General features: G+C 40.1%; 20 protein-coding genes. 11 read left to right on the top strand and 9 right to left on the bottom strand.

The window, feature by feature from the left end; all coding sequences use genetic code 11:
* The first annotated feature begins 164 nt into the window (after positions 1 to 164).
* Positions 165 to 1,289 (top strand): aminotransferase class V-fold PLP-dependent enzyme, encoded by a 1,125-nt coding sequence (locus NXS00_RS15555; protein ID WP_258100160.1) that lies wholly within the window; start codon positions 165 to 167, stop codon positions 1,287 to 1,289.
* Here the strand turns inward: NXS00_RS15555 and uvrA are convergent.
* Positions 1,286 to 4,087 (bottom strand): excinuclease ABC subunit UvrA, encoded by a 2,802-nt coding sequence (uvrA, locus tag NXS00_RS15550; RefSeq protein WP_258100159.1) that lies wholly within the window; start codon positions 4,085 to 4,087, stop codon positions 1,286 to 1,288. The genes NXS00_RS15555 and uvrA overlap by 4 nt on opposite strands.
* Positions 4,088 to 4,385: 298 nt before the next feature.
* Positions 4,386 to 6,830, bottom strand: a complete 2,445-nt coding sequence (locus NXS00_RS15545) for an alpha-L-arabinofuranosidase family protein (RefSeq protein WP_258100158.1) — start codon at positions 6,828 to 6,830, stop codon at positions 4,386 to 4,388.
* A gap of 388 nt (positions 6,831 to 7,218) precedes the next feature.
* Between NXS00_RS15545 and NXS00_RS15540 the strand changes: the two genes are divergently transcribed.
* The 5 genes from NXS00_RS15540 (at position 7,219) to NXS00_RS15520 (ending at position 9,761) form a co-directional block, all read left to right on the top strand.
* The gene (locus NXS00_RS15540) at positions 7,219 to 7,818 is read left to right on the top strand and encodes an RNA polymerase sigma factor (protein ID WP_258100157.1); all 600 of its coding nucleotides are present in this window, start codon (positions 7,219 to 7,221) and stop codon (positions 7,816 to 7,818) included.
* On the top strand, positions 7,793 to 8,026 hold the full coding sequence (locus NXS00_RS15535) for an anti-sigma factor family protein (RefSeq protein WP_258100156.1): 234 nt from the start codon (positions 7,793 to 7,795) through the stop codon (positions 8,024 to 8,026). Before NXS00_RS15540 ends, NXS00_RS15535 begins: the two co-directional genes overlap by 26 nt.
* Before the next feature lie 128 nt (positions 8,027 to 8,154).
* Positions 8,155 to 8,802, top strand: a complete 648-nt coding sequence (nth, locus tag NXS00_RS15530; protein ID WP_258100321.1) for an endonuclease III — start codon at positions 8,155 to 8,157, stop codon at positions 8,800 to 8,802.
* Positions 8,751 to 9,251, top strand: a complete 501-nt coding sequence (locus NXS00_RS15525) for an endonuclease domain-containing protein (protein ID WP_258100154.1) — start codon at positions 8,751 to 8,753, stop codon at positions 9,249 to 9,251. Before nth ends, NXS00_RS15525 begins: the two co-directional genes overlap by 52 nt.
* A gap of 102 nt (positions 9,252 to 9,353) precedes the next feature.
* Positions 9,354 to 9,761 carry a cupin domain-containing protein gene (locus NXS00_RS15520; protein ID WP_258100153.1) on the top strand — a complete coding sequence of 136 codons (408 nt, stop codon included), beginning with the start codon at positions 9,354 to 9,356 and terminating at the stop codon, positions 9,759 to 9,761.
* A gap of 52 nt (positions 9,762 to 9,813) precedes the next feature.
* Here the strand turns inward: NXS00_RS15520 and NXS00_RS15515 are convergent, their stop codons facing one another.
* Together NXS00_RS15515 and NXS00_RS15510 are read right to left on the bottom strand one after the other, a co-directional pair.
* Positions 9,814 to 10,389, bottom strand: coding sequence for a DUF2911 domain-containing protein (locus tag NXS00_RS15515; RefSeq protein WP_258100152.1), 576 nt, complete (start codon positions 10,387 to 10,389; stop codon positions 9,814 to 9,816).
* Positions 10,390 to 10,479: 90 nt separating this feature from the next.
* The gene (locus tag NXS00_RS15510; RefSeq protein ID WP_258100151.1) at positions 10,480 to 11,283 is read right to left on the bottom strand and encodes a DUF4197 domain-containing protein; all 804 of its coding nucleotides are present in this window, start codon (positions 11,281 to 11,283) and stop codon (positions 10,480 to 10,482) included.
* A gap of 198 nt (positions 11,284 to 11,481) precedes the next feature.
* On the opposite strand from NXS00_RS15510, the gene NXS00_RS15505 reads away from it, so the two are divergent.
* Positions 11,482 to 11,973: a hypothetical protein gene (locus tag NXS00_RS15505; RefSeq protein ID WP_258100150.1), complete on the top strand. Its 492-nt coding sequence runs from the start codon at positions 11,482 to 11,484 to the stop codon at positions 11,971 to 11,973.
* Here the strand turns inward: NXS00_RS15505 and NXS00_RS15500 are convergent.
* Positions 11,970 to 13,532, bottom strand: coding sequence for a hypothetical protein (locus tag NXS00_RS15500; RefSeq protein WP_258100148.1), 1,563 nt, complete (start codon positions 13,530 to 13,532; stop codon positions 11,970 to 11,972). The two genes, NXS00_RS15505 and NXS00_RS15500, sit on opposite strands and share 4 nt — an antisense overlap.
* A gap of 99 nt (positions 13,533 to 13,631) precedes the next feature.
* Here NXS00_RS15500 and NXS00_RS15495 point away from each other — a divergent pair, with 99 nt between their 5' ends.
* On the top strand, positions 13,632 to 14,837 hold the full coding sequence (locus NXS00_RS15495) for a glycosyltransferase family 4 protein (protein ID WP_258100147.1): 1,206 nt from the start codon (positions 13,632 to 13,634) through the stop codon (positions 14,835 to 14,837).
* Here NXS00_RS15495 and gldB read toward each other — a convergent pair.
* Positions 14,803 to 15,789, bottom strand: coding sequence for a gliding motility lipoprotein GldB (gldB, locus tag NXS00_RS15490; RefSeq protein WP_258100146.1), 987 nt, complete (start codon positions 15,787 to 15,789; stop codon positions 14,803 to 14,805). The two genes, NXS00_RS15495 and gldB, sit on opposite strands and share 35 nt — an antisense overlap.
* 124 nt (positions 15,790 to 15,913) lie before the next feature.
* On the opposite strand from gldB, the gene NXS00_RS15485 reads away from it, so the two are divergent.
* Positions 15,914 to 16,573: an outer membrane beta-barrel protein gene (locus tag NXS00_RS15485; protein WP_258100145.1), complete on the top strand. Its 660-nt coding sequence runs from the start codon at positions 15,914 to 15,916 to the stop codon at positions 16,571 to 16,573.
* A 71-nt stretch (positions 16,574 to 16,644) separates the two neighbouring features.
* Here NXS00_RS15485 and NXS00_RS15480 read toward each other — a convergent pair whose 3' ends face one another.
* From NXS00_RS15480 to NXS00_RS15470, 3 genes are all read right to left on the bottom strand, one after another.
* Positions 16,645 to 18,192, bottom strand: coding sequence for an Rne/Rng family ribonuclease (locus NXS00_RS15480; RefSeq protein ID WP_258100143.1), 1,548 nt, complete (start codon positions 18,190 to 18,192; stop codon positions 16,645 to 16,647).
* A 139-nt stretch (positions 18,193 to 18,331) separates the two neighbouring features.
* Positions 18,332 to 19,123 carry a tetratricopeptide repeat protein gene (locus NXS00_RS15475; protein ID WP_258100142.1) on the bottom strand — a complete coding sequence of 264 codons (792 nt, stop codon included), beginning with the start codon at positions 19,121 to 19,123 and terminating at the stop codon, positions 18,332 to 18,334.
* Positions 19,124 to 19,131: 8 nt separating this feature from the next.
* Positions 19,132 to 19,437, bottom strand: a complete 306-nt coding sequence (locus tag NXS00_RS15470) for an HU family DNA-binding protein (RefSeq protein WP_258100320.1) — start codon at positions 19,435 to 19,437, stop codon at positions 19,132 to 19,134.
* 74 nt (positions 19,438 to 19,511) lie between these two features.
* Here NXS00_RS15470 and mutY point away from each other — a divergent pair, with 74 nt between their 5' ends.
* The gene (gene mutY / locus NXS00_RS15465; protein ID WP_308709296.1) at positions 19,512 to 20,588 is read left to right on the top strand and encodes an A/G-specific adenine glycosylase; all 1,077 of its coding nucleotides are present in this window, start codon (positions 19,512 to 19,514) and stop codon (positions 20,586 to 20,588) included.
* Between the two features lie 14 nt (positions 20,589 to 20,602).
* Positions 20,603 to 21,070 (top strand): single-stranded DNA-binding protein, encoded by a 468-nt coding sequence (gene ssb / locus NXS00_RS15460; protein ID WP_258100141.1) that lies wholly within the window; start codon positions 20,603 to 20,605, stop codon positions 21,068 to 21,070.
* The last annotated feature ends 14 nt before the right edge of the window (positions 21,071 to 21,084 follow it).

Raw genomic sequence — 21,084 nt, 5'->3', positions numbered from 1 at the left:
ATATTTATTCTAATCAAAATGATTCACCTAAAGTATTCCCCGAAGACACTACAAGATTACTGAAAGTATCTCCATGAAGGAAACAGAAGATTGTTTTTTTGAGAAATGAAAAAGACTGGCAGCTATCTGATTTATATTAGTTGTTGAATCAGTCTCCATAGATTATGCTGAAATGTAAACGCAATAAATTCTCACTTTCCAGAAAAGTCACCTATATCAACTGTGCCTACATGTCGCCGATGTTAAAAAAGGTGGAAAAAGCGGGTAAAAAGGGGATTGCCGTAAAAAGAAGACCTTATCAAATCAGCATCGAAGACTTTTTTGGAGAAACCGAACTACTTAGAACGGAATTTGCGCAACTCATTGATTCTGATCAAACCAATCGCAATGTGTTGATTCCGTCTGTGTCTTACGGTATGGCCAACGTGGCACAAAATCTGCCCAAAAAGAAAGGGAAAATCCTAATTGCTAAGGATCAGTTTCCGAGCAATAAATATCCATGGGATCAGTACAAAGTGGTAGCAATTGACAAACCTACTGATGAGGGAAAATCATGGACTGAAGCGATTCTCGATCAAATCGACGAAGAGGTTGCTGCAGTTTGCTTACCACATACTCACTGGGTGGATGGCTCATTATTTGACCTGGTGGCGATTAGAGAAAAAACCCGAACTACTTCATCTGCTCTGGTTATTGATGGTACCCAATCCGTTGGGGCTCTACCATTTAGTGTCCAAACAATTGACCCGGATGCATTAATTGTTGCTGGTTATAAATGGATGTTTGGGCCTTACGGACTTGGTGTGGCTTATTATGGCGAAATGTTTGATAATGGTAAACCCATCGAACAGAACTGGATCAATCGAAAAAACTCGGAGGACTTTGGGAATCTGGCCGACTACAGAAGTGATTATCAGTCTGGTGCCTTGAGATATGAAGTAGGCGAACATAGCAACTTCATTTTGGTGCCTATGTTGCTCACAGCCATTCAACAATTGAATAAATGGAAGCCTGAAAACATTCAAGAATACCTTCAGAACCTAACCGAGGGACCAGTTGAAGAACTTACCAACCTGGGATATCAAATTGATTCGCTGGATCATAGAGCAGCTCACCTTTTCGGATTCAGATTTCCAGAATCCATTGATCCGGTAAGGGTAAAAGAAGCGTTAGATCAAAATCGTATCAATGTATCCTTCCGAGGTGATGCAATTCGCGTAGCACCCAATGTGTACAATGATGAGCGTGACATGAAAAAATTGGTAAAGGCTTTGAGGTCGGCTGTTTAAACCTTCTCTTTCAAATAAACAGCCGTGTGATTGTTTTCCAGCTTAGCCATATCTTCAGGCAAACCTGCAAAACACAAGGTTCCGCCATTGTCGCCACCTTCTGGACCCAAATCAATGATCCAATCTGCATTCTTGATGATCTCCATGTTGTGCTCAATGATCAACACCGAGTTTCCTTCATTGACCAGCGCATTCATCGCATCAAGTAATTTCTTGATGTCATGGAAATGAAGACCTGTTGTTGGCTCATCGAAGATGAACAACACATGATCTTTCTTAGCACTTCCTCCTTTTCCAAGGAAAGAAGCCAGTTTTACTCGTTGCGCCTCACCACCAGAGAGTGAATTGGAAGACTGGCCTAGCTTGATATAGCCTAAGCCTACATCAAATAGAGGTTTGATTTTATTGACAATTCCTGCTTTATCAGAGAAGAACTCAATAGCCTCCTCAACCGTCAAATCCAGGATTTCAGAAATGTTTTTCTCTTTGTAGCTAACTTCAAGGATTTCTTTCTTGAAGCGCTGACCATGACAACTCTCACACTCGAGGTGTAAATCCGCCATGAACTGCATTTCTACAGTTACCGTTCCTTCACCTTCACACACTTCGCATCGTCCGCCATCTACGTTGAACGAGAAATGTGCTGGTTTGAATCCGTTGTTTTTAGATAGAGGTTGCTCACTATATAGCTGACGAATGCCATCATATGCTTTCACATAAGTCACAGGATTGGATCTGGAGCTTTTCCCAATTGGGTTTTGGTCTACAAATTCGATCTGAGTGATCTTCTTATAGTCTCCAGAGATCTTTTCGTGTTTTCCGGTTGCATCTCCAGTCAACCCAAGCATCTTACCGATGGCTGGATACAATATTTTCTTCACCAAAGTTGATTTCCCAGAACCACTAACACCCGTAATGGCTGTCATGACTCCAAGAGGAATTTCTACATTGATGTTTTTCAGGTTATTCTCTCGTGCTCCTTCGATTGTGAGCGATTGATTCCATTTCCTTCTACGTGTAGGAAGCGCTATTTCTTCTGTTCCCTTCAGGTATTTCGCTGTGAAGGATTTCGAATTGCCGTTTAGGTCCGCTACCGTTCCCTGATAAACCAACTCACCTCCATGAACTCCAGCTGCAGGACCAATATCAATGATTTCATCGGCAGCTTCCATCACTTTTTCTTCGTGTTCTACCACGATTACAGAGTTGCCCAGATCTCTTAAATGAATCAACACATCAATCAACCGATCGGTATCACGTGGGTGAAGTCCAATACTTGGTTCATCCAAAATGTACATGGATCCAACCAGCGCACTGCCCAGAGAAGTTGCTAGTTTAATTCGCTGGAATTCTCCACCAGAAAGCGTATTCGTCAGTCGATTTAGAGTCAAATAACCCAAACCAACTTGCTCTAGATAAGAAAGTCTATTCTGGATTTCATTGAGGATACGCTTGGCAACAGATTGCTGATGTTCGGTCAACTGAATGGTATCGATAAACTCACTCAATCGATCTACCGGCATTAACACCAAATCGGAAATCGACTTACCGTCAATTTTCACATAGCCAGCGTCTTTTCTCAATCGAGTACCTCTACAATCAGGACAAGTCGTTCTTCCACGGTATCTGGAAAGCATTACCCGATACTGAATCTTATGTGTCTTGGACTCTAAGAATTTGAAAAACTCATCCAGACCATCAAAATATTCATTTCCAGTCCAAAGCAATTTGATTTCTTCTTCTGTTAGTTCATTCACTGGTCGGTGAATTGGGAAGTCGAATCGAATACCGTTTTTTAGCAATGGATCTAACCATTTTTGCATGGTTTCGCTTCTCCATGGAGCAATGGCTCCTTCATAAACCGATAAGTTCGGATCAGGTATCACCATTTCAGGATCAATTCCCAGAATTCTTCCAAAACCTTCACATCTTCTACATGCTCCATAAGGATTGTTGAAAGAGAAGAAGTTAACTGACGGCTCTTCAAATTTGATTCCATCCAATTCGAAGATGTCCGAGAATTCTCGAACCTCCTTGCCAACCATGTTCACTTTGCATCGGCCTTCTCCTTCGAAAAAGGCTGTCTGCACGGAATCTGATAGTCGGAACTGGTTCTCTTCATCGTTTTTGACCACTGAGCGGTCAATCATGATTTCGAATTGATGTTTCTTGTTGATTTCCTTTTCCAGCAAATCCTCAATGAAGCTCATCTCATCGTCCACGAGTATTCGGGTATACCCTTTACTCATCAATATTTTCAACTCATCCTCAACCGTTCTGCCTTGTTTAATCGCTAAAGGAGCTGAGATGATCAGTTTGGCGCCTTCCTCGTGTGACATAATATAATCTACCACATCGGTAACGCTATCTTTTTTAACTGCTTCGCCACTCACTGGTGAATAGGTCACACCCACTCTTGCAAAGAGTAATTTCATGTAATCGTAAATCTCGGTGCTTGTCCCAACTGTAGAGCGAGGATTTCTGGTGGAAACTTTTTGCTCAATGGCAATCGCTGGAGCAACTCCTTTGATGTAATCCACCTCTGGTTTTTCCATTCTACCCAGGAACTGACGTGCATAAGAGCTCAAACTTTCCACGTATTTACGCTGGCCTTCGGCAAACAGCGTATCAAATGCCAGGGATGACTTACCCGAACCGGACAGACCTGTGATGACAATTAACTTGTCCCTTGGGATCGCGACATCCAGGTTTTTCAGGTTATTTACCCGAGCACCTTTAATGATGATGTAATCTTTTGCGTCGTACTGATCTATCGTTTTTGGCATCTGTCCTGTCATTCCTTTTCCGAGGTTCTAACAATAAACTAAACTTATTGATTAGAGTTGCGAATTTACTTAGCTAAGTGCTAAACAATTAGTCTCTCCAAAATAAATAGATCGAGTAAATGATCATAACAAACTAAGGCTGTCTTAAAAGCCTCCTCAAATTGTCATTTCGAGTCTTCCTGTCTGTGGACAGGGAGTCGAGAAATCCATCTCTTAAAAATACAATGAATATAAATACTGAGAGAGATTTCTCCAGAGTCGAAATGACAGCTTTTAAGACAACCTTTTTCTAATTAAAAATCTTTCAATTTTATCGTTTGATACTGATCACCTGGAAGGAATTCGCAGGTAGTGAGTAGTTTTTTAAATCTTTGACTTGAATCGTTGAAGAAACAGGCTTAACATTTTCTGGTTCCTCCAGTTTATTTCTTAATCTCGTTGAAGCTCCGGTCAATGTTATTACGTCTGCAGAAAGTTGTTCATCCAATCCTTCAATCATCACATCTGCCGTAATCGCTTCGTCACTTGAGTTCACCAATTTTACAATCAGCTCATTTTCATCCAGATCTTTTACCACTGACGCTGCGATTGGAGGAGCTTGTTCCGGGATCTCAAATAATAATTCGTCATCCAGGTAGCATTTCACCTTTTCTCCTACTTCAACCTTGATGGTGTACCATTTATTAGATTCAATCGATCCTCCCTTCGAAATCAATTCAGCTTTAGCACCTCCATTAGCCACTTCTACTGCATGACGAGAATTGTTCCAACCACCAATGTTTAACCAATAAAACTTATCCGAACCTTGATATGCAAATGGAATCAAAAAACCTTCTCTTCCTCCGGTTTTCATCGCTTTTAGGGTCAACGTGTACCTGGTTTCATTGATTGGCAAATTGAAAATACTCATAGCTGGCTCTTCATCTGAAGTCTGGGCATATGAGCCTTCTTCAAGAACAAATGTTCCTTTACTTGAAGTCCATTCTGAAGTATTTTCATCAAAAGTCTGATCCATCAACACTTTATCCCCTGAGACCACCTTAATATCATCATACTTGGCTTGAGTATGCCACGTTCCAACACCTACTTTTCCGAAATATGTTTTAGCATTCGGTTGATACGTTTTTGAATAGGTGATTTCACTTGGAATGTACTCATCACCAGTATATTGGCTATAAAGTTGCTGCACATAATAGCTCGGTGTTTTCACCACATTGTTATTATCAAAACGAATCATATCCGGATGCCATTGCTGATGATTGACATTCGTTAATAGTGGAGCATAACAGGTAAACTGAATGACGTCAGCATTTTTCTCCACACCAGTTAAATAGGCTGCTTCGGCAATGGCATTTTGCAAACGGTCATCACGAGAAGCGTATTCTCCAATGAAAACCTTCGGGCCATTTCTATCAAAATCATCGTATCGATTCAGGTTATTAAGCATCCAAATCGGACTTACATAATAGTGTTCGTCAACCGCATCAAGTTTTTCCTTTTCGCTATAATCCCATAATTCATCATAGTGATAGCCAGAAGCAGCTACTCCTGAAGTCCCAATCACCTTTATTTCGGGATAATATTTGCGCAGCGAGTCGGTGATCATTTTCATGCGAACCTCAAATTCTGGAATAAAGTCCTCCTCGTTTCCTAAACAGATATATTCCATGTTGAATGATTCGGGATGACCCATTTCAGCTCTGAGTTTTCCCCATTCAGTATCCACAGATCCGTTGGCAAACTCTACCAAGTCCAGGGCGTCATCTACCCAAAGTTGCATGTCCTCAATCGGTGCAATCTGACGATTTCTAAACTGACAAGAAATACCCACAGGAACAACTGGCAGTGGAATTGCTCCAATATCTTCGCAAAATTGAAAGTATTCAAAAAAGCCTAACCCGTAGGTTTGATGATATCCCCACGCATTAAAATTTGGTGTTCTTTCTTCTACGGCACCTACTGTTTCTTTCCATCGGTAAGCATTGTCTAAACTTGCTCCATGTGAAATACATCCACCGGGAAATCTCACAAACTGCGGACTTAGATCAGCAATGCTCTGGGCAAGATCCATTCGCAAGCCGTTAGCTCTTCCATTGAAAGTTTTCTCAGGGAATAACGAGATCATGTCGAAGTAATAGTCTCCACTTCCATTTATTTGAATAACCAATTCAGAATTCTCATCTGTTTCGGAGGGCTTCAAAACTCCTTCAACTTTGGTCCATTCTGACGTTGGTGCCTCCAATTCTAGCTCAGCAATAGAGTTGCCCTTTGCATTCACCAGACTCACTTCAATTCCTTGAGATGTAGAACTTGATGTGCGAACAAACATCGAAAACGAATAGGATTCATCCGATTTCACTGATATTCCATCAAATCCTGCGTTTTTAAAAGAACCTCCTTGGGCATCTTTTACATCAAAGTGCAAATAGTTCGAATTATTCGCGTTGAGCGGCTTAGTCTTTTCTACAGAAAGATTGCCTGAAGCCCCAATTTGTTCCCATGCAAATAGAGGCTTAGTAGTCGTATAACCCTCCTCTTCATAGTATTCGAATGAGCGATTTTGCACCAACTCTGCATACAATCCACCATCCGCGGCGTAGTTGATATCTTCAAAAAATGCCCCGATTAAATGTGGACTAATCGAGGTGCCTGGGTCATTTGGATTCACTTTCACAGTGACTTGCGCAGGCTGCTCACAAGCAGCAAAAAATAGACCTCCTGTAAGTGCAAATAATGCGGTTCGTATACTTTTCATGATAAGGTTTTGATTCAAGAATTCAGTCAGGTTTTACCTGTATAAATGAAAAAGAGAAAAAAATAATGAGTAATACCAAATACCTATTTTTTACTTTCTTTTCCACAACGAACTTAACGGAATTAGCTGAGATTTGAATCAATCAAAAAGGTTATCGGTGCTATAAAAAAATGGTTTTTTGAGCTGTTTGTATGTTTTCGGCATGCTCTTTGCAATTCTACAAGCCGAATCGAAATGATCTATGGCAAAAATTGATTTTTGAAAAATGAATTTGTTTGTAAAATATTATTCCTATAGATTTGGTTCTACACGAGTGAAAATTTTTATTGTTCCAACCAAACCCTACAATATGCAATAAACCTCTACGTTAACTAAACAGGTGATTTTAATGCACAAGACTAAATTGACCGACGGCCAATTGCTGTCTCAGTACAAAAACGGTAGCGAAGAGGCGTTTGCAGTATTACTCGAACGACACAAGGATAGGGTGTTTACCACGATATATGTGATTGTAAAAGACCGCTATCAGGCAGAAGACCTGATGCAGGATGCTTTTATCAAAGCGATTAAAACAATCAAGTCTGGTAAGTACAACGAAGAGGGCAAATTCTTGCCATGGATTTTACGTATTGCACACAATTTAGCTATTGATCACTTCAGGAAAGCGAAGCGTTATCCGGAGATTGTGATGGAGGATGGTAGCAGTGTTTTTAATACGCTGGAGTTTTCTGAGGCACCTATTGAAAGTGAACATATCAAGCAGGATACTCATAATCTGCTGAAACGATATATACAGGAGCTCCCTGATGCTCAAAAAGAAGTACTGGTCATGCGCCATTACATGCAGATGAGCTTTCAGGAAATAGCTGATGCTACAGGAGTCAGTATAAATACCGCTTTAGGCAGAATGAGATATGCTTTGATTAACTTAAGAAAGAAGTTAGATCATTCAAATATTGCCTATGACCAAAACTTTTACAGAAAATGACCTTGTAAGGTTTCTTTACGACGAATTAACCAAAAATGAAAAGCAAGCACTAGAGCAAGCTCTCCTCACTGATAACGACTTGCAAAACCAACTCGAGAACCTTCGAGCAGTGGTGGGAGACTTGAACAAAATGCAGTATTCGCCTTCAAAACGCAGCGTGAATAAAATCCTGGAATTTTCCAAGGGTTATCACAAGCAGTCTGTCTAGTTTTGTCTGGTGACGAAAAGTTGGCTTTTAAGTAATTAAATCTAATTTTTTGTCTGGATCTGAAATCTCAGATTCGTTCAGACAAGACTACTATTGACATGACTAAACCGTCCGTGACTCGAGCGACGCTGACTAAGAAGGAGCGATATCAAGCTTTTGTAACGTATTTCTCGGAAGCCTTTCCCGAACCTCAAACGGAGCTGAACTATAGCAATCCATTCGAATTGGTTGTTGCTGTGGTATTGAGTGCTCAGTGTACTGATGTCCGGATCAATAAAGTTACGCCCGCGCTATTCGAAGCTTTTCCAACACCTGAAGCTATGTCCCAGGCGACTTTTGACGAAATCTTCGCGTTGATCAGAAGTGTTTCTTATCCTAACAACAAGAGCAAGCACCTGATTGGGCTCAGCAAAATGATCATGGAAGAGTATGGTGGTGAGGTGCCAGAAGCGCATGCCGATCTCAATCGTCTGCCAGGGGTTGGACGAAAAACAGCCAATGTCGTAGTATCCGTACTATACAATCAGCCAGCAATGGCTGTGGATACGCACGTCTTTAGAGTTTCTAAGCGTCTTGGGCTAGTCACACAAACGGCAAAAACTCCTCTCGAAGTAGAAAAACAACTCGTTAAACACATTCCTGACGAATACATTCACAAAGCACATCATTGGTTGATCCTCCATGGACGCTATGTATGCCTTGCACGTAAGCCAAAATGTACCGAATGCAAAATCACCCATTTCTGCCGGTACTGGGACAAGTTGGAAGTGAAGTAACAACAATCCCCCTTTACAGGGGGAAGACCAAAGGTCGGGGGGATTTAAAACCTACTATGTATTTCTTGCCATATAATTCAAACCTTAAACAATTCTCTAGAGACCTGCGCAATAATAGTACTCTAGGTGAAGTGTTATTATGGCAAGAGCTACGCGCAGGGTCAATCAGAGGTTACAAATTCAACAGGCAGAAGCCTCTAGACAATTATATCGTAGATTTCTATTGTAAAAAATTGAATCTGGTAATTGAGGTTGACGGTAGTTCACATTATCATGAATCAGCAATAGTTAATGACAAAATCCGTCAATCAGTCCTTGAGGAAATGGGATTGAGATTTCTTCGGTTTGATGACTTAGATATAAAAAAGAATATGGTTCATGTAATTGATTCAATAAATCAATTTATTGATGAATATGAGACGTCCAATCCCCCTAACCCCCTTTATTAAAGGGGGATTTCCAAAAGAAAGGTCTTGATGAAATCAAACAGACTAAAATTCCAGCTATTATTATTTTGTGACCATCATTCCTACAGTAAACATAAAATATCAATGAAACCTAAATTCAAAGCTCATATCATATTCTCACCTATTTTTCTGATGTTCTCTATTCTTTCTAGCTGCAGTACAGATAACTCTAAAACACTAGTACAGAATCTACCCGATCCACTACAAGCTGGCTGGAATGGCGAGCGTGTTTGTGAGGTCTTGAAAGAAAACGATGAATTAAGAATTCTCAAGTGTATATTTCCTGCTGGAGTAGGTCACGAAAAGCACTTTCATCCGCCACATGTCGGCTATACGCTAGTTGGAGGCAAGTTTAGAATGATCGATTCTCGTGGAACTCGGGAAGTGAACGTACCAGAAGGATATGTCTTTGGGAGTGATTCGGTCACTGTTCATGAAGTACTCAACATCGGAGATAATACCGCAGAGTTTTTAATCATTGAGTATAAATAAAAAAGCCTCTCCAAAACTGGAAAGGCTCACCCTCTTCATGTGTAATAATTTCTTAAAACATGATTGGAACACTCACCATAGTATTTTCCCAACCTATGATCATGTTGGCTCCACCTTCTGCTTTTTCGAAAACAATCGCTAGTGCTTCTAGTGTCTCTGGAGTCTTTTTTGTCGGCACGGTGATTTTGGCTACTGTGCTTTCTTCTGGTTTGAAAGCATATTGACCCCAACCATCTTTATCTGTACTGAACATTACTTCCCACTCATTTTCTTGAGCAGTAGCATACATGGTATATCTACCTGCTTTTACTTTGGTTCCTCCAATCGTCACATCCTGGTAAAACAATACTTCGGTTGACTCATTGGCGCCAATTCTCCATACTTCTCCGTACTTTACCAAATTGCCAAATACTTCTCTCTCCTTAGCTTGTGGACGAGAATAAAGGACTCTGATTTTTGGCTCTCCGGCTTTCTTTTCTTCTTCTGTTTTAGCGAATGCTCTAAATGCAGCTCTATTTGGGTAGTAAGCAGCATCCATCGGGCTCGCATCCATTTTAGGGAATTCCTGTGCCGATACAGTGCTCACTAACATGATCTTTACAGCAATTAGTAGTAGGTTTTTCTTCATCAGTGTTATTGTTTTTGAACAGTGAAGATACAAACTGCTGTTTATTTCAATTGTTTTCAGGATGACAAAGACAAAAGATTAACTTCAGTATTAGTCATCAAGACTACCGAATACCTTCTCTAAGATGTCGGTAACACGTGCCCAAGGATCTTTTCTTATAGATTTCTCCTCTTCAGAAACTTTCAAGAATAGGCCATCAAGTGCCTTTCCGGTAGCGTGATCAGCAAGAGTTCCAGTTTGGACTTGATCCAGCTGATTGGCTGGATTTAATAATTGCGTCAAATTATAAACCTCCACTCCTGTATTATAAGTAGACACTAGTTTGCTGTACAATTCCTCAGTACTCAAATCAATTCCTGAAATAATCGGCTTATTCAACACCGGAGAAATGATCGCACTGAAATTGCTCAATAATCTAGTATACGTTTTGTCCTTTAAATAAGTAGTGGCGGACGTATCTGCACCATTCAAAATCGCCCAACCATCAGCAATGGTCATGTCTGTGATGGCATCTTTAAAAATCACTTTGGTAGAATCAAGCGCTGCTGACTCTTCAGCTGCTCGGTTCATGCTTTCTACCGTCTGGTCAATCAAAGGCTGAATGATACTCGTCAAACCCAACTTCTCCATATTGTCAAAAATTGGTTGGGCTTCTTCTGGTAGTAAGATTTTAACCGCCTCATCTTGCAAATAGCCATTGACAGATCCCAAAACGTTCGTGGAGGTATCAGTACCTACCACTAAAGCCTCCTTTAACCCTTCAATTACCTCAGCTTCCGTCAATTCATCTACATCCAGATCTTCCAGAGAGCTATTGAGCACATCACAAGAAAAAAGAGTGAGAAACAGAGTGAGAATTAAAAGTCTTGAGGTCAAAGAATTAAAAACAGTCATAGCATTTACATTTATTGGTTCGCGGTTTACAAACTTAGTGAAGTAAGCCTTGTCAGGTTATTCATCCTTCTTTCATTTCGATGAATGACATAGCGAACATTCACAATTCATGCCAACATTTCAAGTTTCCTTCATTTCCTTGCATCTGTCACAACATAACGATATGTTTATAATGAATTTATCAACAACCAGTTTTCTATGAATACCTTCAATAAAGTATCCTTCCTCTTGATATTGCTCTCATTTGTACTGATTACGTCTTGTGGTGACGATGAAGACAGTGGACCAAAATATGAATTCAAAAACCAAGCCTTACAAGGCCAGATAGAAGGTGAAGCCTGGGTATTTAGCAGTGGAATAGCTGAGGTATCATTCTTTGATGAAACGGATCTTTCATTCGAATTGAGTTCTGAAACATTTGAAGATCCATGTGCAGAGTTTATTCTCGGTGGACAAAAGTTACTTTTTGATGTCCCTGCAATAGTTGGCGTTTATGAATTGTCATTTACAGAAAATGGTCACACGGTTACACTGTATAATCCAGACACCAACTTAAACAGCATTGCTGTTTCCGGTGCGGTAGAAATTTTAACGATCACAGAAACGGAAGTTACCGGCCGAATTGATGCTAGAGCAGATAACGAGACATTTGCCAACGGCAACTTTACCGTGACTTTCTGTGCTGATTAATTCTTCAAGAAATACTTACCGTTAACAAACTGATAGGTTTTACCTTCTATCGTCAATTGATTGGAGTTGAAGTCGACAATGTCTGATTTAAAACTATGCAGGGTAAAGCCATATTTCCTGGCAAGATTCAAGTAATCTGTATTGATTCCTTTTTCTGTATGGCATAGTAAGATCTTTAACCTGCCTTCAAATCGAGCCAGCATGACTTCATCTCTTGGAAACGAGTAATTATCCGCTATCATAATAATGTCTCCTTTGGGTTTAATCTGAAGGTATCCGGCCATCAATGCTTCAAAATTATTTTCAGGGAGATCTCCTCCACCGCCATTGCGCATCGCTTCAAACATTTTGGACTTCACTTCCTCAAAATCATTTGTTCTGATGGAATACAGACCTCCTGTTTGTCCAATCGCTTTTTGATTCGTTGGTTTGTCATTGCCGTCATTGAAAAAGATGTAATTGTTCGGAATAGTGTCATACTTTAGTTTAATCCATTTCAATAAATCCGAAGTAAAAGGATACATACTACCTGTAACATCCACCACAAATAGCTCAGGTTTCCATTTATTCCGTTCCAATACTTTTGAAACAACCCGTTGTTCCATTTTAGGAATCAGTTCTGCATAACTCGTATCCATGTTGTATGCTACACACTGAGAATACTGCTGCAGCATTTGGTATTTCTTTTTCAAATGATCCGCTATCTGATAGCTTGAAATTTGAACACTCTCTCCCTTCAGTGGAAAACTCACATAGCCAACGGCAGTCAGTGGATATTGTAGATTGCCAATTGTTAATCCGCGTTTCCATTGCAGGATATATTTGAGTCGTTTGGCCAATTCATCTTTACAAGGAAAGAGATTACCTTTTACACGAACTTCCGTTGGTCGTCCATTATAGTCAAAATCTGCTTCGAAAAACACTCGTGCCTTATAGTCTTCATAACAACGATACAGCTGATCCAATTTATCAGTTAAGTATTCACTTGAGTAGATTGGCTCTGGATATTCACATGGGATTCGCTGATAATTGATTTTTAGTTTTTCCTGATTCTGAACAATGAAGCGGTTCAACTCTCGCAATTCTGATTTAATGCTATCTATCTCTTGCTTGGCAGTCTCCTTGGTGAAATAGTCTTCATAATAAATCACGAAACCATGGAAATAGTCCAAACACTCTTTACTAGAACGACAGCCGGTTTGGCCTATAATGTTCCAATCGAAAAACTGATTTTCCACTATTCGTGGATTGATGGCAATGAGTGCCTGCAATCTTGAAACATCCAGCTGCTTTTGATCAAACTGGGCACTTTCACTAAATGTGCTGTAGACCAAATCAATTTTGACAATCCGTCTATCCGAAAAAGGAATTTGCTTGATAGTCTCTTTGGAGAAATTAGAGGCTAAAACCAGGTATTCATAGTTGGAATCCGGTTGATAGCGATCTACTGTCACATGTTTTGCAGACTCATAGACTTTTCTCGCATCTTCCAGCTGTGCAAAAGCGGCAATGCTTGCAAAAAATAGGATTATCCATAGGGTAAGTCGGGTCAAATACATGAATATAGGTGTACTATGTCGAAAACTACTAACGAAATTATCAAAGCTAAAATTCTGTTAGCATCTTTATAAGCTTAAAAATCGCAACAAGCCACCTTCATGAAAATATTATACGTTCATCAATACTTCAATACCCCAACTGAAGGAGGATGTATTCGTTCGTACAATCTTGCGAAGGGACTGGTTGATGCTGGCCATGAAGTCACCATGATTACGGGTCACAATCATAATTCAGGGCTTGAAGTGATCGATGGAATCAATGTTCACTATTTAAAGATTCCATACAAAAACCAATTCGGGTTCGCGCGACGCATGTGGGCATTCTACCAGTTCGTGAAGCGATCCAAAAAAGCCATCAAAAAGCTCAATCAAAAATTTGATCTGGGATACGTGATGACCACACCTCTGACTACAGGTTTCATAGCGTTATTCATCAAGTCCCATTTACACATCCCTTACTACTTTGAAGTTGGCGATTTATGGCCAGAAGCTCCAATCAAAATGGGTGCAGTAAAAAATGAGCTATTGAAAAAGTGGTTGTATCAGTTTGAACGAAAGTGTTATACAGAAGCTCAAAAAGTCATTGCCCTTTCTCCAGCGATCAGAAACTACATAGAGGCTACATGCCCACAAACCAAAGTGCATGTGGTCACCAATTTTGCAGATATTGATTTCTTCGAAAAAAGCAGAAAGCTTCAAAAGATCAATCACCAAAACCCGATTAAGGTGGGTTACTTCGGAACATTCGGCCCTGCCAATCAATTGAGTTCACTCATTGCTGCAGCCAAGGCATGTGAAGAACATGAAGTACCTGTTCACTTCACGTTGATGGGTACAGGTAAAGAAGCAGCGTTGATTCAGAACCTATCCAGTGAATTATCAAATGTCTCGATTTTGCCTTTTGGCAATTCGAATGAAGTGAAAGAAGTACTTGAAGAACAAGATGCCGTCTATGTCTCATTCAAAAACCTGGAGATTTTAAACACTGGCAGCCCTAACAAGTTTTTTGACGGACTTGCGGCAGGTAAATTGATCATCATCAACTTCGGAGGTTGGATCAGATCCATCGTTGACAAACACAAATGTGGATTTCACCACTATCCGAACGAACCGATGGATTTTGTTCGTAAAATAGAAGCCTTCATCAAAGAACCTGCTCTGCTGGATACTTATCAGAAAAACAGTAGAGACCTTGCTGAATCCTATTACAGCAAGGATCTACAAATCAAAAAGCTGTTGAAGATTTTAGAAAACGAGAAGCACTTGAGCGTTAGCGACTCTGAGGTTTATATCCTGACTGCATAAAGATCTTATCATTGTCAGCATCGGAAATCAACGTCTTGATATCCACATCATTTCGCTCCATGTAGCTATTCACGATCTGCCAGCCAACCCAAGCACCTACTCTTCCAGGACATTTTTGATCTATTTCATAAATATTAGGTCGCTCCCCTAAGAACTTTCTTTTTGTGATGTGACTGGTTTCATACAGCACCTCATTTTCTAAAAAGGTCGCCCAGATCACGGCTTCATTGCTATTAATCAACTCCATATCCTGTGGGGTATAGCCTAGCAAAATAGAATCCGGAGTACATGGCATCAATCTCTTGGTCAGATAATACGTCTTACCAAAATCAATCATTTCAGACAGCAATGTTGGCTTTTTGCCTGCAGCTACGACCTGACCAGCCAGATATTTTACAATGATACTGGCCAAATGCTTTTTGTTGTATCTACTTAGGATATAATAAGGTACTTGCTGTGGCTTGTAGGTAGCTTCATTACCAATGAAGAAGTCCAGACCGACGATGATTAAAGTATCTGTAATAAAGATATCCTTATACATACCAGTAACAATAGTTTGAAACTTTGGAGTAGCCGTTTCTGGAATCAACGTCTTTAGTTTTCCAAAAGCTACTTCTAGCTTATCCTCAATCTCACTCATGTTGGCATAGGTATTTACAGCCTCATCGTAGAGCGTATCCATTCCAGGATTTTTGATCAAAGTGAAGATTTTTTCGGCTAAAATCGTATCAGAAGGATATTCTTGCGCATCTAGGAAGATGTTGGCCATGTTTGGATTAGACTTCACAAATGCAATGACATCAGCTTTGGACTGAGCGGCAAACAACTTTTCTTCCAGCCTGTCTATTTGAATATCTACCGGTTGTGTGGCAATTTCATCTTCAAACTGACAATCACCTCCACCACAGCCAATGAATAAAAGGCTAAAAATCATTATGATTACTGCTCTCATACGTTATAATTTTAAGCTTTCAAATTTAGCACTATTATCAAGTCCGTGTGGACTAAGTAATGACTAGATTTAATTAACTAATAAAAACCACCTGATTGAATTCGTTAGGTATTTATTAAACCGCATGAGAAAGATTTTATTACTCCTTGTACTAGTTGTTTTTGCACTGAACTTTTCCAACGCTCAATCGAAGCTGGGACTTAAGTTTTCTCCTGCAATTTCTTCCAACAGGACTTCTTTGGTAGACTCATTGTATGACGTAGAGCCATACAATAGTCCAGTGAAGTTTTCGGTTGGACTTATTTACGATCATGAGATTACCGACACTTATTATTTCAGTACTGGAATCATCTTCGTTCCAAAATATGTGGGTTTCCAGGTAAGTGAGGAAGCTGATCAGCCAACAGCTAATTACACGAAAAACAATATCGAAGAATACCGATTGAATTATCTACAGATCCCTGTTTCACTAAAACTATTCACTAATGAGTTTCAGCCGGATGCCCGAATCTTTTTCCAGGTAGGTATGGCTCCAGAAATCAAGGTATTCAGCGAACCATCTGAAGAAGATTACGATTTGATCGAAGAGTTTAAAAACGTCGATGCGACTATCATCTTCGGAACCGGAGTAGAATATAGAGCTGGAGTAAACACCACATTGTTTGCTGGTTTTACCTATCAGAGAGGTTTGGCCAATGTTATCAAAACAGAAACTTTCGGATTCCAGGAAGAGCTTTATATCAGAAATACGTTGGTTTCACTAGATGTGGGGATCAAGTTCTAAAAAATACTACAGACTAAGACATAAAAAAGCCCTGGCGATAATCGTCAGGGCTTTTCTTTTATCAAAAGTTCTTAGGTTTCGATCAGTTCTCCTCTGCTATTCAACACACTGTACTCTGTGAGTCCTAGAGATGAATCTTCAATGATGTTCACCCATTTCATGTATTTCAAATACCATTTTACACGCTTGGAAATAATTCCTTTTGTGAAGTAGGCTTCCAAATACGGGTGCATTGAAACCGTTATTTTCTTTTCGTTTTGAGAAGTAAGGATGTAATCCAATGTCTTCTCTACTTGATCCGCAATAGATATCGCAGCTGTAATCTGACCAGTACCTCCACATGTAGGACAAACCTCTCTTGTAGTGATATTCAATTCTGGTCTTACTCTCTGTCTAGTGATCTGTAGCAAACCAAATTTGGACAATGGAAGAACTGTATGCTTCGAGCGATCGCTCTTCATTTCTTCCTTGATCCTTTCGTAAACCTTTCTTCTGTTATCTGATTTACGCATATCAATGAAATCAACAACGATGATTCCACCCATATCACGCAACCTCAACTGACGAGCAACTTCCGCTGCTGCCTCCAGGTTTACTTTTAATGCTGTAGTTTCCTGATCATCTTCCTGGTTTGATTTGTTACCACTGTTCACATCGATCACGTGAAGTGCTTCGGTGTGTTCAATGATCAGGTATCCACCATTGGCGATACTTACTGACTTACCAAAAGATGTTTTTAGCTGCTTCTCAACACTGAAAGATTCAAAAATTTTGACTTTGCTTTGATACAGCTTCAGCAACTTCTCCTTATCTGGAGCAATTTTTTGAATGTACTGCTTGATCTCATCGTGTAGCGCTTTATCATCTACTACGATACTGTCAAATGACTCATTCAATACATCTCTGAGAATGGAATTGGCGCGATTCATTTCGCCGATTACCTTATCTCTAGGTTTTGCTGATTTCAGTGCTTTAACACCATCTTCCCAAATCTGTAGAAGATTACGAAGATCTTTGTCAAGCTCTTTAACGTCCTTTCCTTCAGCTACAGTACGGATGATTACTCCAAAGTTTTCCGGCTTAATTGAGCTTATGAGACGGCTCAGCCTTTTGCGTTCGTTGGAGTCACTTATACGTTTAGATACATTTACCGCTTTTGAAAACGGTACCAATACCAGGTATCTCCCGGCAATTGACAACTCGCATGAAAGTCGAGGCCCTTTTGTGGAAATTGGCTCTTTGACTACCTGAACCAGAATTTTCTGGTTTTTGGTTAGAACCTGGTTGATTTTACCAAGCTTGTTAATATCCTGCTCATGCTTGAATCCAGTAAGCTTGTGACTTACATTCTTGCTGAGCCCGAGTTTGGTAAACTTATTTAGAGATTGGACCTGTGGGCCCAAATCCAAATAGTGTAAAAAAGCGTCTTTTTCGTACCCAATGTCAATAAATGCTGCATTGAGTCCTTGCACGACCTTTTTTACACTACCAAGATATATATCTCCAACATTGAATTGGTTTCCATCTTCTTCATGATGGAACTCAACCAGTTGTTTATTCTTAAGAAGGGCAATTCGACATCCGTTTTGAGTTGAGTTGATGATTAATTCATTACTCACTTGCACTCAAATTTTAGATGTCAAATAGATTACTTCTTCTTGTGTCTGTTCTTTCTTAGTCTTTTCTTTCTCTTGTGAGTAGCAATCTTATGTCTTTTTCTTTTCTTACCGCAAGGCATAATCTTAATGTTTTAGTTACTTAAATGTTTTCTAATTCTTTTATCAAACTTGATGCTGTAGCCTTCAATGCAGGATCAGCATCCGATGTACTTACCAGTTTTTCGAAAACAGCTTTGGCTTCTTCTGTCTTTCCTCCTTCAGATAGTGACACTCCATAATAGAATTGTGCCTCATAGTCTGTAGAGTCTAGCTCCAAAAGGTTGATGAATCGTTCTTCAGCTCGATCAAACTGTCTAGATCTGATCGCTAGTAAACCAAGATTGAGAATCGCTTCTCTGTTCTCCGGGTCACTTGCCAAAACCTCTCTCAACACCTGCACACCCGCCATTGGGGCTTCGGTAGTCATGAGCGTCATCGCCAATTTGTTTTTCAAAAAGTTGTTTTGCGGGTCTTCTACCAGCAATGCCTCAAAACCATCACGTGCTTTTGAAGCCAACTCTTTAGATTGTTCTGCATCAGTAGTTGCTTGAAATGCCTGATAATAAATCATCGAAGCTTTCGCTACTGCTTCTCGAGAGCCATCAAGTGACAAAATCAGGCGTGCATAAGATGCCGCACTGTCTATCAGCTGATACTTCAGCGAGAGTTTTGCTAAAGAGTCCGCAAAGTTAATACTTTTTTTTATATCTGACGACTCCTTAAGTTGCTGTCTTAGAGAGGTAAAGGTAGTCTCATCTTCATTGCTAATGGAAAAGTCATGAGTTTCTACTTCTACCGTGGTTTCATTCTCCACCACTACACGAGGTAATTGGTAAATGAGAACGACTGCTAATAACGCCCCTACACTCAGAATAATCTGTTGGCGATTCATGGTCTAGCTTATTTAAGCTTCGCGCTGTTTTTGATTTTCTCGGTAAAGATTTTTGATGGTTTGAAACTTGGCACAAAGTGCTCGTCGATAACGATGGCCGTGTTTTTAGAAATGTTTCGAGCGATTTTCTTTGCTCTCTTCTTGTTTACAAAACTTCCAAATCCTCTCACGTAGATGTTGTCCCCATCTGCCATTGCATTTTTCACTGTGGTAAAAAACGCCTCCACTGTTACTTGTACATCTGCTTTGTCGATACCGGTCTTATCCGATATCTCATTGATCACGTCCGCTTTAGTCACTTCTTTCTCTTTTATTAAAAATTGATCGCTTTCTTTTTCCGGCGCCCAAATTTAATTTTGGTCAGGGTAAATAAAAAACTAAAGTTCATATTTCAGATAAATACTTCAATCCTATCGACAATCCATTCAATAATTCGCTAATTACTTGGTATTCAAGCGCTAAGAGAGATTTGCCTTGGAGAAACACCAAAGACCCTTATAAAATTTGGCTTTCGGAGATAATCCTTCAACAAACACGAATTGAACAGGGCATGCCCTACTATAATCGTTTTGTGGAGCACTATCCCACTGTCCATGATTTGGCCAATGCCAATCAACAAGAGGTTCTCAAACTCTGGGAAGGGCTCGGATATTATTCCAGAGCCAGAAATCTACATGCTACTGCACAATATGTTTCTCAAGAGCTCGACGGTCAGTTCCCCAATTCCTATGCTGGGTTGGTGAAACTCAAGGGGATAGGTCCATATACCGCAGCTGCCATCGCCTCTTTTTCTTTCGACGAGCCTGTTCCGGTGATAGACGGTAATGTCTTCCGGTTTGTATCAAGATATTTTGGCATTAAAGAAGATATAGCTGATGCCAAAAACAGGAAACACTTCGAAAAAGTATTGAATGAAGTTATCTCTAAAGAGAACCCATCAGATTTCAATCAAGGCATTATGGAGTTTGGTGCCACCGTATGTACTCCTGCAAATCCTTCTTGTAATGAATGCGTCTTTCAATCAACTTGTTATGCTTTCGCCAAAAACGAGCAGTCCAACCTTCCGGTTAAAAGCAAAAAAGTGAAGGTGAAAGACCAGTCTATATACTATACAGTATACGAGCATGCTGGAAACACAATCATGAAGCAACGTACAGAAAGCATCTGGAATGGATTATTTGAGTTTCACTCGGTGGTTAATGATAAACCTATAGATCACGAAACACTCTTGCCACAAGTTCCGTTGTCCAATACTGGTGAAATAAAAGAAATAGTTGGCCCAGTCAAACACTTGCTCAGTCACCGGAGACTTTGGGTACACTTTATCCACATTGAGCTAGAAAAACCGGAAGATCTGAAGCAATTGTCCAAAGAATTGGGATTAACTATTTATAGCTGGGAAGAAGTATTAACTTTGCCCCGACCAAAAGTCATTGTAAACCATTTGCAACGAGCAGTATTTTAATTTATTTTTAGTTCATGGCAGGAGTTAATAAAGTAATCTTGGTAGGAAATTTAGGACGCGATCCTGAAGTAAGACATTTGGAAAATGGCGCAGTGGTAACCAGTTTCCCGATAGCTACTTCTGAGACTTACAAAGACCGTAACACTGGCGAACGTCGTGAGCAAACTGAATGGCACAACATCGTTCTTTGGAGAGGTCTGGCAGAAATTGCTGAAAAGTATCTTAGAAAAGGCGACCAGGTTTACATAGAAGGAAAACTCAGAACCCGCTCTTGGGAAAAAGACGGGATCACACGATACACCACAGAAGTGGTTGGTGACAACATGACCATGTTAGGCAGCAGAACTGCTGGAGGAAACTCAGGCGGCATGGGACTGGAACCTCAAGCTCAACCGGCAAGTACAGCAAGTAGTACTCAAGGTGGCGGCTCATCTACGACTGCTCCAGTGGAGCAAGACGTAACGGACGATCTGCCTTTTTGATGTTTAACTAAACT

The sequence above is a fragment of the Marinoscillum pacificum genome (genome assembly GCF_024714495.1).
GTDB lineage: Bacteria > Bacteroidota > Bacteroidia > Cytophagales > Cyclobacteriaceae > Marinoscillum > Marinoscillum pacificum.
This window is presented reverse-complemented; position numbering and strand designations above follow the sequence as displayed.

Excerpts from the sequence above, each read along its gene's own strand:
- NXS00_RS15555 (WP_258100160.1), top strand. The coding sequence starts at position 165 with ATGCTGAAATGTAAACGCAATAAATTCTCACTTTCCAGAAAAGTCACC.
- uvrA (WP_258100159.1), bottom strand. The coding sequence starts at position 4,087 with ATGACAGGACAGATGCCAAAAACGATAGATCAGTACGACGCAAAAGAT.
- NXS00_RS15545 (WP_258100158.1), bottom strand. The coding sequence starts at position 6,830 with ATGAAAAGTATACGAACCGCATTATTTGCACTTACAGGAGGTCTATTT.
- NXS00_RS15540 (WP_258100157.1), top strand. The coding sequence starts at position 7,219 with ATGCACAAGACTAAATTGACCGACGGCCAATTGCTGTCTCAGTACAAA.
- NXS00_RS15535 (WP_258100156.1), top strand. The coding sequence starts at position 7,793 with ATGACCAAAACTTTTACAGAAAATGACCTTGTAAGGTTTCTTTACGAC.
- NXS00_RS15525 (WP_258100154.1), top strand. The coding sequence starts at position 8,751 with ATGCAAAATCACCCATTTCTGCCGGTACTGGGACAAGTTGGAAGTGAA.
- NXS00_RS15520 (WP_258100153.1), top strand. The coding sequence starts at position 9,354 with ATGAAACCTAAATTCAAAGCTCATATCATATTCTCACCTATTTTTCTG.
- NXS00_RS15515 (WP_258100152.1), bottom strand. The coding sequence starts at position 10,389 with ATGAAGAAAAACCTACTACTAATTGCTGTAAAGATCATGTTAGTGAGC.
- NXS00_RS15510 (WP_258100151.1), bottom strand. The coding sequence starts at position 11,283 with ATGACTGTTTTTAATTCTTTGACCTCAAGACTTTTAATTCTCACTCTG.
- NXS00_RS15505 (WP_258100150.1), top strand. The coding sequence starts at position 11,482 with ATGAATACCTTCAATAAAGTATCCTTCCTCTTGATATTGCTCTCATTT.
- NXS00_RS15500 (WP_258100148.1), bottom strand. The coding sequence starts at position 13,532 with ATGTATTTGACCCGACTTACCCTATGGATAATCCTATTTTTTGCAAGC.
- NXS00_RS15495 (WP_258100147.1), top strand. The coding sequence starts at position 13,632 with ATGAAAATATTATACGTTCATCAATACTTCAATACCCCAACTGAAGGA.
- gldB (WP_258100146.1), bottom strand. The coding sequence starts at position 15,789 with ATGAGAGCAGTAATCATAATGATTTTTAGCCTTTTATTCATTGGCTGT.
- NXS00_RS15485 (WP_258100145.1), top strand. The coding sequence starts at position 15,914 with ATGAGAAAGATTTTATTACTCCTTGTACTAGTTGTTTTTGCACTGAAC.
- NXS00_RS15475 (WP_258100142.1), bottom strand. The coding sequence starts at position 19,123 with ATGAATCGCCAACAGATTATTCTGAGTGTAGGGGCGTTATTAGCAGTC.
- ssb (WP_258100141.1), top strand. The coding sequence starts at position 20,603 with ATGGCAGGAGTTAATAAAGTAATCTTGGTAGGAAATTTAGGACGCGAT.